The organism is Lentilactobacillus rapi DSM 19907 = JCM 15042, assembly GCF_001436255.1.
GTDB lineage: Bacteria > Bacillota > Bacilli > Lactobacillales > Lactobacillaceae > Lentilactobacillus > Lentilactobacillus rapi.
The window spans coordinates 9,090-23,155 of sequence record NZ_AZEI01000034.1 but is presented as its reverse complement, the minus strand read 5'-3'; the positions used below and the strand labels follow the sequence as shown (position 1 = coordinate 23,155).

13 protein-coding genes are annotated in these 14,066 nt (G+C 42.6%); 10 read left to right on the top strand and 3 right to left on the bottom strand.

Annotated features, from left to right (window positions below):
* Positions 1-202: 202 nt before the first annotated feature.
* Positions 203-490: a hypothetical protein gene (locus tag FD12_RS05185; protein ID WP_056982039.1), complete on the bottom strand. Its 288-nt coding sequence runs from the start codon at positions 488-490 to the stop codon at positions 203-205.
* Positions 491-540: 50 nt separating this feature from the next.
* Positions 541-1,227 (bottom strand): type 1 glutamine amidotransferase domain-containing protein, encoded by a 687-nt coding sequence (locus tag FD12_RS05180; RefSeq protein WP_056982038.1) that lies wholly within the window; start codon positions 1,225-1,227, stop codon positions 541-543.
* A gap of 454 nt (positions 1,228-1,681) precedes the next feature.
* Here FD12_RS05180 and FD12_RS05175 point away from each other — a divergent pair, with 454 nt between their 5' ends.
* From FD12_RS05175 to FD12_RS05140, 8 genes are all read left to right on the top strand, one after another.
* Positions 1,682-2,593 carry an ATP-binding cassette domain-containing protein gene (locus tag FD12_RS05175; RefSeq protein WP_056982037.1) on the top strand — a complete coding sequence of 304 codons (912 nt, stop codon included), beginning with the start codon at positions 1,682-1,684 and terminating at the stop codon, positions 2,591-2,593.
* 1 nt (position 2,594) lies between these two features.
* Positions 2,595-3,368, top strand: coding sequence for an ABC transporter permease (locus FD12_RS05170; RefSeq protein ID WP_056982035.1), 774 nt, complete (start codon positions 2,595-2,597; stop codon positions 3,366-3,368).
* 226 nt (positions 3,369-3,594) lie between these two features.
* Complete coding sequence (locus FD12_RS05165; protein WP_054748991.1) at positions 3,595-5,394, top strand: glycerophosphoryl diester phosphodiesterase membrane domain-containing protein; 1,800 nt, start codon at positions 3,595-3,597, stop codon at positions 5,392-5,394.
* Positions 5,395-5,424: 30 nt separating this feature from the next.
* Positions 5,425-5,877 (top strand): DUF3290 domain-containing protein, encoded by a 453-nt coding sequence (locus tag FD12_RS05160; RefSeq protein WP_054748990.1) that lies wholly within the window; start codon positions 5,425-5,427, stop codon positions 5,875-5,877.
* Positions 5,877-6,515 carry a DUF421 domain-containing protein gene (locus FD12_RS05155; protein WP_054748989.1) on the top strand — a complete coding sequence of 213 codons (639 nt, stop codon included), beginning with the start codon at positions 5,877-5,879 and terminating at the stop codon, positions 6,513-6,515. The genes FD12_RS05160 and FD12_RS05155 overlap by 1 nt, the downstream gene beginning before the upstream one ends.
* A gap of 341 nt (positions 6,516-6,856) precedes the next feature.
* The gene (locus FD12_RS05150; RefSeq protein ID WP_056982034.1) at positions 6,857-8,032 is read left to right on the top strand and encodes an aminotransferase class I/II-fold pyridoxal phosphate-dependent enzyme; all 1,176 of its coding nucleotides are present in this window, start codon (positions 6,857-6,859) and stop codon (positions 8,030-8,032) included.
* Between the two features lie 149 nt (positions 8,033-8,181).
* A complete protein-coding gene (queG, locus tag FD12_RS05145) occupies positions 8,182-9,345 on the top strand; it encodes a tRNA epoxyqueuosine(34) reductase QueG (RefSeq protein ID WP_054748988.1) in 1,164 nt (387 codons plus the stop codon).
* Between the two features lie 160 nt (positions 9,346-9,505).
* On the top strand, positions 9,506-10,108 hold the full coding sequence (locus tag FD12_RS05140) for a DUF4352 domain-containing protein (protein WP_056982033.1): 603 nt from the start codon (positions 9,506-9,508) through the stop codon (positions 10,106-10,108).
* Positions 10,109-10,282: 174 nt separating this feature from the next.
* Here the strand turns inward: FD12_RS05140 and FD12_RS05135 are convergent, their stop codons facing one another.
* Positions 10,283-11,719, bottom strand: coding sequence for a DHA2 family efflux MFS transporter permease subunit (locus tag FD12_RS05135; protein WP_056982032.1), 1,437 nt, complete (start codon positions 11,717-11,719; stop codon positions 10,283-10,285).
* Between the two features lie 295 nt (positions 11,720-12,014).
* Here FD12_RS05135 and FD12_RS14295 point away from each other — a divergent pair, with 295 nt between their 5' ends.
* On the top strand, positions 12,015-12,137 hold the full coding sequence (locus FD12_RS14295; RefSeq protein WP_263862414.1) for a hypothetical protein: 123 nt from the start codon (positions 12,015-12,017) through the stop codon (positions 12,135-12,137).
* Positions 12,138-12,288: 151 nt separating this feature from the next.
* On the top strand, positions 12,289-13,983 hold the full coding sequence (locus FD12_RS05130) for an oleate hydratase (RefSeq protein WP_054748987.1): 1,695 nt from the start codon (positions 12,289-12,291) through the stop codon (positions 13,981-13,983).
* The last annotated feature ends 83 nt before the right edge of the window (positions 13,984-14,066 follow it).

Below are 14,066 nucleotides of genomic sequence, written 5' to 3'. Positions count from 1 at the left end.
TTTTTTGCAAAAGTATACCAAAACTCAATTTAGATCTCAAACAGTTTCTAAGTAAAAAGCCGTTTCAAAAATAAAAGCCAATCATCTAGACATTCTGATTTGAATGTTCGGATGATTGGCTTTTTGTTGCGTAAACGGAACTTGCTAACGAAAGTATCCTGAGCTCTTAGCTTGCGGATCATGACCGCAGATAGACTCGTTCTTATTTTTGAATACCAATGAATACTTCAATCAGCCAAAAAACGCCGAGTCCAATGGCCAGTAAGCCGACTATTAAGGAATAGATGAAGTTATAAAACGGTGTGATCAGAAAGATAATGCCTAAGCCGTTAGAGAATAGACCACAAATCGTGAGGACAATTTCCAGGGTTAACCAAAGTCGCGGACCTTTGAATCGCATTTTCTTTGTCCGCATTAAAAAGAGTGCAATTATGCCAACCAGCGTTGTCATAATTAAGATGTAGAGCGAAGAATCATTCCAAATACTCATGTTGGTCCTCCTAATGAATGATTAGGCATTAGAGAAATGGAATGAACTGATTATTTCAATAAAGCCTTAATAACTGCTTCGCCGACATCGGTTGCTGAATCTGCATTTTGACCAGTGATCAGCCGATTATCAACGACCACGTGGGATTTGAAGGCTTCTCCTTTTTCGAAAGTGGCCCCGGATTTCTTCAGTTCATCCTCTGGTAAAAATTTAACATCGTTGGTTAAGCCGTTTAAGGCTTCTTCATCGTTGGTAAAACTCGTTAACTTCCTGCCGTTTACAAAACGTTTGCCATCAGTTGTCCTGATTGCCAGCAATGCTGAAACGCCGATACAATTGGCAGCGATGATTCCGGCGTTGTTATAAATAGCGGATGCAATGCTTGCCAACTCTTTATTTTCTGGAAAATCGGTCATTGCCCCGTGACCACCAACAAAATAAATGACTTGATAGTCGGCTGGTTGAATATCAGCTGGCTTTAGAGATTTTGCCAGATGAGTATTCCTGAATTCATCATCTAAATAATATTGCCAGTCGATCTGGTCCATCATGTCTGGTGCTAAGCTAAGGGGGTCGATGGGAACATAGCCGCCCTTTGGACTCATGTAATCGACGTCGATGCCATTTTCCTGCATCACCTTATTGAAATGAGCGGTTTCTCGAAGCCAAATGCCGGTGGCTTTATACAGTTTATCGAACTTTGCATTATTGGTTACAACGATCAGTGCCTTTGTCATGAATTACTTTACCTCACTTTTTAACTCGCTCGTCGAACTTCCCCTTCGTCTATATTACTACATTCTGATTGGGAATGATTGAAAATGGGGTGTTGTAATCTGAAAGGAAAATATGTTAACCTGAAACTTAACTGTTTAGATAACAGTTTTTACATAATGCAGAATAGTTAACCGTTTTGCTTTGCACACTGGATTTAGGACTGCTGCGCAAAACAGAAACTTCCTCATAAGCACCCCAGCCAGAAATTCAAAACCAGAATTTATGTCTGGGGAGCTTTATGATCCAGTTTCTAACCGTTTTGCTCCGCACACTGATTTTAGGACTGCTGCGCAAAACAATAATCTGCACATAAGCACCAAAATCATAAATCCAAGACCGGGATTTTTGCTTTTGGCAACTTATGTTCCGATTATTAACCGTTTTGCTCCGCACACTCAATTATAGGAGGCACAAATGTCAGACATTATTTTAGACGTTCAACATCTTAACAAGAGCTTTGGTTCCAAACATGTCTTGAAAGATGTTTCATTTTCCGTCGAACGCGGCCACATCGTCGGGTTAGTTGGTCCTAACGGGGCTGGTAAATCAACCATCATGAAGGCCGTGCTGGGATTATTTAATTATGCCAGCGGCCAGATCACGATTGATGGTGACGCAGTTTCACCCACTAGTCATCAAGCGATGGACAAGGTTGGTGCCTTGATCGAATACCCTGGGATTTATCCATTTTTGACTGGGATGCAGCACTTGAAGCTATTCTCAAAGGAAACGACCAGTCAGGATCAGATTGATGAGATTGTTGATAGGATGAAAATGACGACCTATATCGATCGGAAAGCCAAAACCTATTCATTAGGGATGAAGCAAAAACTCGGAATTGCCTTGGCATTAGTAAATCGACCAAAATTTGTGATCTTAGACGAGCCGATGAACGGTTTGGATCCCCAAGCAAATAAAGACTTGCGGACAATTATTTTAGACCTCGCCAAACAAGGGACCACATTTTTGATTTCCAGCCATATCTTAAGTGAGCTGGAAAAGTTAATTGATGACCTGGTTGTGATTGATAAAGGTCAAATTGTTTATAAGGAAAGCATGGCTACCCTTGAAAGTGGCGGCAAACGACTCTTGGTTGTGAAGACTTCTGACGATGACAAGGCAACGACTATCCTAACCCAGAATGGGTATCAACTTGACCAAACTGCCGGTGTCAGCATCATTGAAACTGATGACACTAAGATGGCTGACGTCATTAAATTGTTGTCTGATAACGGCATCGACATTGAGGACGTTCAACATGTGCATAGTGACTTGGAAACCTCATTGTTGGAATTGCTGAAGAACGACAAAGTAAAGGAGTCATAGAATGATAACCTTAGTTAAACAAGAAACCTATAAGTTACTTCATAAGAAAAGTACCCCAGCAGTTTCGATTGCGCTGTTGATCATCATGACGGTCTTTGGCGTCTTGAGCAAACTCTATCCGAAGTATTGGTCAGCCAAGGGAATGTTTACAACGATGTATACCGGTGGCAGCTGGGTTGTCTTGTTCCTGATTGCCGCATGCAGTTCAATTATCGCAATGGAATTTCAGTATGGCACGATCAAGGAACTGCTTTACCGAAAGTATTATCGGGGTGAAATTCTGGTTAGTAAGTGGATCACCATGTTGATCTACTCAATTTATTTCTATGCTTTAGTGTTTGTCTATTCCTTGATCTTGAAAGTCGTTTTATATAATGGCAAATTCAACTTAACTGATACTTATGCAAATAACCAAAGTATCATTGAAACCCAGTTTATGAACCTCATTGGCCAATTCCTGTCAGTATGGTTAGTGTTGAGCCTGGTATTATTGCTGGCAAACATTTTCAAGAGCACCGCTGCGGCAATTTCAATCGGCATCATTGGCTACTTTGCCCTGAGTGTGGTATCTGGATTAATGTTTGTGTTAATGCAGAAATGGGACTGGCTTAAGTGGAACCCGTTGAATATGATGAATTTACCGGCTCAGCTGACTTCAGACACTTATCATAAGATGACGTTATTATCGACGCCGGAAATGATATGTGGCAGCTTGGCTTATACGGCAATTTTTATGGCGATCAGTTATGTGGTCTTTAAACGGAGAAGCGTGTAAGGGGCTCAGATCGTCCACGGAACCGTGATGAGCGATAGCCTGCTTAGGCCATTTAAGTAAAAAAGCAATGCATTCTAATCAGGATGCATTGTTTTTTTACTTAAATTCTGGGATCAAATCGCCGTTCGTCACAATCTCGTCCTCTAACCATTCTCTAGCTGACTAGTGCGCCAACAGCTATGTTATGATAAAGCTGTTTCATTTCAAAAAGAGGGGGGCTTCAAATATGCTTGGAAAGCCACTATTAAAACAATCAATTAATAAATTTTTTCATAACTGGGGCGCCTACGTTACTTTAGTTATTGTCATGAATGTGATCTTAGCTGGTCTGATTGTCCCGATGCTGGAGTACTTTACAAGTCTTATCTTACGAAGTAATCAAATTCCGTACATATCTTATACCAACGTTGGCTGGCTGTTGACTGCCAAGCCACTCGCAGTTGCTGAACTGATTCTTCTGCTGGGGATTCTTTTTGCGCTGGTCTTTTGGCAGTTCGCATTTTTACTCTATGGCATCGATAACATCGCTTATGGCCAGAATCAAAGCCTCTGGAAAATTGTCGGGAATGCAATTAACGACATGCGGCGACTGCGATTTACCAGCTTCTTATTTTTCTTGGGCTATTTTATTTTGATCATGCCATTTTCTTATACTTATCTCAATTCACCACTGCTGGCTAAAGCGGCGATTCCGACATTTATTTTGGATGATTTGGAGCAAAATAAGTACCTGGCAGTTCTTCTGGCTGTTCTGGCAATTGCCGTTTTCTACATCAGTATTCGGTTAATTCAAGTCTTGCCACTGATGATTTTGGCTAATCAGACCGGATTCTCCGCTGCCAAAAAAAGTTGGGGAATGACCCGCGGCAAATCGTGGCAGTACTTTTGGCGACTAATGGTTCTTGGGGCAATTAGCCTGGTGTCAACGGCCTTATTGTCATTTGCGCTCTATGGGTTCCAAAAATACTTGGATGGCCAGTCTGGCAGTATCGCCTTTGCCGGTGCAGTGATGAATATGGGTGTGCTCATGATTTGGCAGCGCCTGATTGCCTCATTTAGCCTAGTGGTCTTTATGCTGATGCTGACGTCAGTGGCGGGGGAACGAAACTTAAGCCGAGCTCCTCAGACTATTGCTAAGCTGTCACCCCGCCGGAAAATGAGGCGGCGGTTGGCGGCCCTGACGTTGATCTTGCTATTTTTGGGTGGCCTTGTTACTTATAATGGCCTGTACTTAAAGGGCAGCCTGTTAACGCGGCCGCTCACCATTTCCCATCGCGGGGTCGATGATGGCAACGGTGTCCAGAATACCATTCCGGCACTGAACAAAACCAGTAAAGAAAAACCGGATTATGTTGAGATGGACATTCATGAAACTAAAGATCATCAGTTTGTGGTCATGCATGATGAAAATTTGCAAAAACTGGCCGGCGTGGATGCAGCGCCTTATGAATTAACATTGGCTCAACTGAAACGGCTGATTGTTCATGAAAATGGGCACACGGCTCACATTGCCAGCTTTGACGATTATTTAGCCGCAGCTGAGCGGGATCACCAAAAGCTGTTGGTTGAAATCAAAACGACCAGTCATGACAGTCCGAATATGCTCAGCCTGTTTATCAAAAAGTATCAGCGACGCCTATTACGCGACCATGATCACATTCATTCGTTGGATTACAACGTGATCAGTGGGTTGAAGCAACGCGCTCCCAAATTATTTGTCAGTTACATTCTCCCGTACAACTTCTCATTTCCGGAAACTCGGGCCAATGCTTACACAATGGAGGAAACGACGTTGAACGACCAGTTTGTTCAGCAGGCCCACGACCATCGTCAGCAGGTCTACGCTTGGACTGTTGACGATCCAGACGATATGACCAAGCTGCTATTCATGAATGTGGACGGGATCATTACGGATGATTTAAATGAGCTTAAAGGGGTCATTCAGACGAACTTTAACCATCCAAGTTATGCCAAGCGGTTACTGATTTATTCCGATGAATTACAAATTGAAGATACCAGTAACTAACGAATATTTATTAAAATTGGGGGATGAACCATGACATTCTACACCTATAACTACCTGCATCAGTCCCAAGGAAATTGGCAATACGCTCGAATGATTATTCTAAGCGTGCTGGCACTGATCTTCATCGTTTTTTTAATTCATTACCTGCGAAATCGGTTGGATGTTAAATATAAAGATCTCAGTATTATCGTTGGCACACTCTTATTGCTGATTTTGGCTATGCAGTACGACGATTTCAGTGCTGTCCAATCTGCCAGCAAGCAAACCGGGCAAATTACCACAGTGGTCAAGGAATCCGCGAAACGATTGGGGGTCGCCCCTCAGAAAGTCAGTATCAACTCAACCAGCCAGAATGCCAACTTGATGATTAAGACACCGAAAGGCATTTTTCGGATTGATTATAATTCTGATGGAACCCAATTTGTTTTGGAAAAAGTTGAGTTGCATGATCAACATGATATTAAAGTGGAGGGGAAAGCCTGATGTTTACATATTCTGACGTGTTATTGAAGTTGGTAGTTGGTTTCTTATTTATCACGATCTTAATTAACCTGACTGGGAAAGGTAATTTGGCGCCCACTTCGGCGATGGATCAGCTGCAAAACTATGTCCTTGGTGGCATTATCGGGGGCGTGATTTATAATCCGGCAATCACAATGGCTCAATTTTTGGTGATTTTACTACTCTGGGCACTGCTGATCATGGTGACCAGGTATTTGAAAACCCACCTTCACTGGTTTGGTAAGTTGATTGAGGGTGAGCCGATCACGATTGTCCGCAATGGTGAGATGTTGGTGGAGAATTGTTTGAAGGCCAATTTGTCAGCTAAAGATGTTGATTTTAAGCTGCGAACTGCCGGTGTCTATGACATCAGCCAGGTGAAACGGGCCATCGTGGAGCAAAATGGCTCGCTGACAGTCTTGAACCGAGGAGAAGGCAGTATTCGTTATCCGGTGATTGTCGATGGTCAGGTGGATCCAGACGTGCTGGAGCTGATGGATAAAGATGAAGGCTGGCTGATTGAAGAATTAAAGAAACAGGGAATTGACCAGATTAAAGATGTCTTTTGGGCAACTTATCGAGATAATTCACTAACAGTTGCTAAATTTAATGACAACTAGTTTTGCAAATAATTCCCAAATAACGGTGTTGATTGTTCGAAAAAATTATCATCATTTTTTAATGAAATATGTTGGAAATGACGAATGGATCCTATTTGTCAAGGTAAACTCCCGAAATACTCTCAAAATAATCTGAGGTAATTATGGGCTAATTCCTTGTTTCCGTTGGAATATCTTAATTATTTTTGAACAAACCATCTTTATCCGGTGATCAATTGGATCCTCATTGACTTCTTATAAATATGATTTATGATTAAAACTAATTCTTATTGAGTAATCGTGATACATATCACGTGCTTATCAATCATACAAAATTAAATGCTGCGGAGGGATCCCTTTTTATGGAATTAAATGATATTAATCCAAATGTTTTAAATGTTAAGCCATCTGCCATGAGAAAATTTGATCATGACATTAGTGTTGATCCAGATATTATTAAGTTAACTTTGGGTGAACCTAATTTTGATGTTCCGGAGCATATCAAAAAAGCCGCGATTGAAGCAATTAATACAAATTGTTCACACTATCCCTATTACTGGGGATTCCAAGATTTGCGAGAAGCAGCTTCCAAGTATTACAAAGCCAAGTTTGGCTACAATTATTCCGCGGATGAAATTGTGGTTTCTGTCGGGGCGACAGAAGCCTTGGCCTCAACTGTTAAGACGTTGTTTAAGCCTGGGGATGCGGTAATTGTTCCAACGCCTGCGTATCCACTCTACGATGCGCTGATGACCTTAAACCAGTTGAAAACGATTTTTATTGATACCAGTAAATCCGGGTTTGTGTTAACGCCGGAACAAATTCAAAAGGCGGTCGATGATTATCCTGATTTGAATATCAAGGGATTGATCTTAACTGATCCGAATAATCCAACCGGGGTCGCTTATACGGAAGAACAAATTGCAGCCTTGGCGCCAGCTTTGAAGAAGAATCAAATTTGGGTGATTAGTGATGAGATTTATGGTGAATTGACTTATGGGCAAAAGCATTACACAATTTCGAAACTATTACCCGATCAAACGATTATTACGAATGGTTTGTCCAAGTCACACGCGATGACTGGTTGGCGGTTAGGCTTAGTGTTTGGACCACATCCGGTCATTGATGAAATCGCTAAAGTCCATCAATTTACGGTGACTGCTGCAGCTTCGTTGGTCCAATATGCTGCTACTGAAGCCTTAACCAATGGGCAAAATGATGCGGCTGTGATGCGTAAGGAATATTTGAAGCGTCGTGATTTCGTTGTTAAAAATATGGACGAAGCAGGGTTTGACGTGGTTCACCCAGGCGGGGCATTCTACGTCTTCGCTAAGATTCCAGCTAGCTTGCAAATGGATAGTTGGCAATTTGTTAAGACATTAGCTAAGGATTACCATATTGGCCTGATGCCTGGCGATCCATTTGGCGATAACGAATATATCCGGATTAGTTATGCCGCTAGCGATGAAGCATTGGCAGCAGCTATGAAGGCTGTTAAACAGATGGTTAAAGATAAGAGCAGTGTGGCGGATCGATAATTAGTCCGTCGCATCAGATAAATAGTATTTAATAAGGCTGAACGCATATTTCGAAGTTTGCGTTCAGCCTTATTTGAATTTTTCAGATAGCTATTTTGAATGGTTCATGCTACCCTTTAACCATATTTAAACGAAAAGGGTGATTCGCTATCCAAAGTGGGGCGAAACTAAAACAACAAATTATTACAATTAGTCAGCAAATTGGCATTGATAAAATTGGGTTTACCACAGCGGCTGACTTTGAATCATTGCGAGATAGCTTGATTGCGCAAAAAGCCGCCGGGCATACCAGTGGCTTTGAGCATCAAAATCTCGATGAACGGCTTAATCCCAAGCTGATCTTTGACCAACCAAAGTCAATTATTGCGATTGCCTTGGCTTATCCAAGCAGGATCAAGCAGCGGCCTAGCCGAACCAAGTTAAAACGAGGACAGTTTGCCAGAGCTTCTTGGGGGAATGACTATCACCAAATTTTGCGAGCAAAGTTAAACTGTTTGATTGAGCAAATGAAGGCTGTGGCTGGCAGTGAAGCCCGCTTTAAACCGATGGTTGATACGGGTGAATTGATCGATGTCGCCGTTGCCAATCGGGCTGGTTTGGGATTTATTGGTAAAAATGGGCTATTGATTACTGAGGAGTATGGCTCTTACGTTTATTTAGGTGAGATTATTACGAATTTGGGTCTTCCCGCCGACACACCGATTCCATGTCAGTGCGGTAGTTGTACCAGGTGTATTGATGCCTGCCCAGTCAAGGCGTTGCTTGGCGATGGCCGGATGAATGCTCAGCACTGCTTGTCATATCAGACCCAGACCAAAGGATTAATGAAGGCGGAGTTTCGCCCTAAAATTCGGAATGTGATTTATGGCTGTGATATTTGCCAACAGGTTTGTCCCTTTAATCAAGGCAAGAATTTTCATCTTCATGATGAAATGGAACCCGATCCGGAAAAGGTTCGACCAGAGCTGTTGCCAATGTTAACAATGAGTAATCGGGAATTTAAGGATCAATTTGGGGAAATGTCCGGTTTGTGGCGAGGCAAAAAGCCACTTCAGCGAAATGCCATTATTGCCCTAGCTAATTTGCACGATCAATCGGCAATCCCCCAATTATTGGCAGTGATGAAAGCTGATCCACGACCAATGATCCGGGCAACGGCGGCCTATGCGATTGGTGAAATTATGACAACAACCAATAACGATATTCTGGCTGCTTTACAAGAGCAACTTGAACACGAGGTTGCTACCGGCCAGCCCGATGAGTTTCTGGCAGAGTTTCGTGCTGCCATTAAACAGGCTAAGCAACTTAAATGATGAATCTAAATACTTAAATATTAAAATGATGATCCCACCCAATTAGGGCGAGATTTTTTAGTTGAGCAGAGTTGAAAATAGTATTTTAGAAGTAATGACTTTATAATAATTTTTAAAATTAGTTATAGTAATTATTAGATATCGTTTGGAGGAAATTATTATGAAGCAGAAGGAAGCAAAGCCCTCGAAGCCCTGGTACAAAAAATGGTGGGTTTGGTTAGTAATTGTGATTGGTATTGGTGTCGGAGGGAGTATGGTTGGCGGATCAGAGGAATCGACCAGCCAAGATACTGGTAAAACTGAGCAAACTGTTGATACCAAAGAAACAGCTGAAGCTGAAGCAAATTCCAAATCTGAGATGAAAGAGCGGTATTTAGTCAACGAGGTAGCCAATTACAAAGGGTATAAGTTTAAGGTGAATAAGGTTACATACTATGCGGGCAATGAATTTGATACGCCTAAAGATGGCAACCAATTTGTAATTGTTAATGTTACTATTCGTAATGACACAAATGAACGGCAATCATATAATCCAATTGATTTTAGCTTGAACGCTGATGGCAATTCAACCAATTCTTTCGAGATCATTACCGATGGCGAATATGCCCGGAATATGCTTGAATCCGGTGAACTGGATCCCGGCGCTTCGGTTTCCGGCAACTTAGTCAGCCAAGCGAAAAAAGGTGCTAAATTAACCTTGGAATATAGTCCATCATTCTGGAATGATAATCTTGTTAAGGTCGCATTGACTGAAACCGCCTAAGTTATATTACAATCTTAGAAGTAAACACGCTGGTACAATAAAAAGCATCTAGTTCGAAGTAGCCCTGATGAGGGGGTGCTTAGACTAGATGCTTTTTTCGGAGTTTATTCCTAGTTATTTGATACATTATGAAAAAAATTTCTTCCAGACAGAATATTTGCCACGGTTACTGCTTTAGGCGCGCTTCTGTTCCTTGATAGTCAATGCAATTACAAAGGCCACAACCGCAACAATCAACGTGAATAGTAACCCAACATGAAAACCGTTGGTAAAGGCAACTTGAGTGCCGCCGTTTGAAAGATGCTGACCAAATGCCAATAAGCTGGTCGCAATCGCGGTTGCCATTGCTCCGATGATTTGTTGGAAGGTATTCATAATGGTGCTACCATCACCAGAAGTGGCCTGATTTAAGGCGCTTAAGCCAAATGTTTGTGATGGTGACATGGCAAGTGGTGCCCCAACCATAATGACGATGTGGCCAAGGATGACGTACCACATTGGGGAGGTAGCTCGAGCAAGTAACAAGATGACAATTCCGATGATTGTCACGCCGTAACCCAAAGTGATTAGCAACTTTGGACTAACTTGATCTGAGAAGCGACCAGCGATTGCAGAAACAACCGCGTTCACAATTCCACCTGGCAGCATCACAATTCCAGTGAGTGCGACTGGAATTGCCAATCCATTTTGCCAGAACATTGGCAGCAGGTACATCGATGAAAGAATGATAGCGAAATCTAACATGACTAAGAGGGAGCCAACGGTGAATTGCTTGTCAGCGAATACTCTGAAATTAAGGATTGGCGTCTTAGACATGATTTGGCGGCGAATATACCAGGCTAATAAAAGGACGGCAACAACTAGGGTGCCAATCACTTCAAGCGATGCCCAACCGGCTTCACTGGCCAAGCTGACACTGGTTACCAAGCCACCAAAGCCAAGTGCTGACAGGATGATTGAGAAAGTATCAACTTTTGGTTTTGAAACATTGCCAACGTTAGGCAAATACTTGAAAGCTAAGTAGAAACCAACAAGCAGGAATGGAATGAACAGCCAAAAGATCCAGTGCCAGGTTAATAATCCGAGGATCATGCCGGCTAAGGTAGGACCAATGGCTGGGGCAAACATGATAACGAGCCCAATCATGCCCATTGCGGAACCTAACTTATAAGGTGGGAAGATCAGGGTCGCAACGGTGAACATCAAGGGGAGGATCAATCCGGTGGCGATTCCCTGAATCATCCGGCCAACGAGTAAGATGGCAAAATTAGGTGCCATTGCCGAAATGATGGCGCCAATGATAAAGTCGCCCAAGGCAAATAAAATAAGTTGCCGAGTTGAAAACCAGCGTGAAAGCAGGGATGACATCGGGAGGACAATCCCAATCACCAGCATGTAGCCAGTTACCAACCATTGGATAGTTCCAATGCTGACGTGAAGCTCAGCCATCAGACTTGGTAAGGCGATATTGAGGGAGGTTTCAGAAAGCATCCCGACAAACCCGCCGATTAGCATACCAATCATGGCTAAAAATGGTTTGGCTACCGGTTTAGCGGCAGTTTGTTTCTTTTCTTTTGTTAAGACTTGATCTGCGTTTAATGATTTTTCCATGTGATAAAAATTCTCCTGTTCTAAATAAATGGACTGGACACAATTGATTACACTACCATAAATAAATTTTTCTCGTAAGCATTAATTTTATGAATACGTTTTCCGAAATGAAAACAGCTAGCTCATTTCATGGAGGATGAAACCGATCCTTGAAAGCGAGTTGACTGAATTAAATGTGGGTAATTCGTTCATTTTGCTGTTAAATCAATTATAATTAGAGTAAGTGTAGCAACTAATTTGATGGGTGCCGCACAACTAATTTTAGATTAAATTAATCGGACAAGGAGCATACAGTATGAAACACAAAAAGCTTTTGTTCACCGGTTTGGGCTTGATGACCCTTACTATCTATTTCTTAAAATCAATCGGTTGGTTCGAGGACGACTCGCACTTGTATGATGAGTATGAGGCGAAGTAATTTGATGGAGTGAAGGACAGCTCCTCCAGGCAGAAACCTGCACATAAGCACCTCTAAGAAAAACTCCAAGATCGGGAATTTCTCTTAGAGGAGACTTACGCTCCGGTTGCTAACCGCCTGGATCCGCTCACTTTAAATTGGAGGAGATCACATGACAAAAAATAAAGCAATTATGATTGGTGCCGGGTTGGCCAATATGGCTGCGGCCGTATATTTAATTCAAGAAGGTCATTGGAAGGGTGATCAGATCACCTTCTATTCGATTGATGACCATGGCTCGAATGATGGCTCGCCAGCCAACGAAGCTGCTGGGGAATACTGGAATAAAAATCATCCGTTGGAAAATACCAAAGGCTACATTGCTCGTGGTGGCCGGATGCTGAATTATCGAACCTACGTTGATTTGATGGATCTCTTAAGCCGGGTCCCATCGGCTACTGAACCAAACATGACCGCGGCAGAAGATACCCGCGATTTCGATGCCAAACACCGGACGTTTGATAAGGCCCGGTTAATGGAAGGCGGCAAGGGAATCATCAATGGCGGCAAGCTCGGTCTTAATAATAAGGATCGGATGAAGTTGACCGAACTGATTTTGATGCCGGACTCTAAGGAAGAAAAACTCGATAACGTTTCAATTGCTGATTATTTCAAAGATGATCCACACATGTTTACGACCAACTTCTGGTACATGTGGGAGACGACCTTTGCCTTTAGAACCCAGAGTTCAGCGCAAGAGTTACGCCGTTACATGCACCAAATGATTTATGAATTTACTCAGATTGAACATTTGGTCGGCGTTAACCGAACCCGTTACAACCAGTACGAGAGCATTATGCTGCCATTGATTAATTATTTGAAGAAGCAGGGTGTCAATATTGTCTTGAATCGACGGGTAACTGATTTTGACTTTAAGGATACGCCGATGCAAGATGAGATCACCGTGACTGGTTTGACAATGGAAAATACCGAGTCTGGTGAAACTGAGCACGTCGATGTCGATGACGACACAGCAGTGATCTTTACTAATGGCTCAATTACCGATTCGGCTACGATTGGCGACTTTAATACACCAACTGGTGAGAATATGGACTACGGCGCCGCTGCTGGTCTGTGGAAGAAGGCAACGGAACGATTCTATAATCTTGGTAATCCTGACAAATTCTTTGCCGACAGAAATGCTAGTGAGTGGTCCAGCTTTACCTTGACGACCAGCAACCATATCCTACTCAATGAAATCACGAGAATTACAACGCAGGTACCTGGCAATGCTTTGAATTCCTTCTTGTCAACAACCCCGATTACGCCGCTTGGGGACAAGGACGTCAACATGTCGATCGTGGTCCATCATCAACCGCATTTCACAACTCAGAAGCCAAACGAGTCCGTTATTTGGGGCTATTTCCTGTACCCACGACGGAAGGGTGAGTTCGTTGATAAGCCATATATTGAAATGACTGGTAAAGAAATGGCCGAAGAATTAATTGGTCAATTATCAAAAGTTGACCCAGGTCCGGGCAATATCATGGATAAGAAACAAGAAATTATGGATAGTATCATTAACAATATTCCAGTTTATATGCCGTATGCATCGGCATTGTTCAATAACAGAGCCAAGGCAGATCGGCCAAAAGTCATTCCGGAACATTCAACTAATTTGGCGTTCACTGGTGAATTTGTTGAACAGCCATACCAGATGGTCTTCACAGAACAAAGTGCCGTCCGTTCGGGAGAAATTGCGGCTTACCACTTTGCAGGGGTGCCAATGGCTAAATTAGTGAAAAATAAGCGCTACGATAAGGATCCAAAGACTTTGGCAAAGGCGACGAAGAAGATGTTTATGTAAGTAGTGTGCGGAGAGAAACGCTTAGCTGCGGTAATATAAGGGCATCAGCCCGAAAATCCTGGACTTGGGATTTTTGGGCTGAT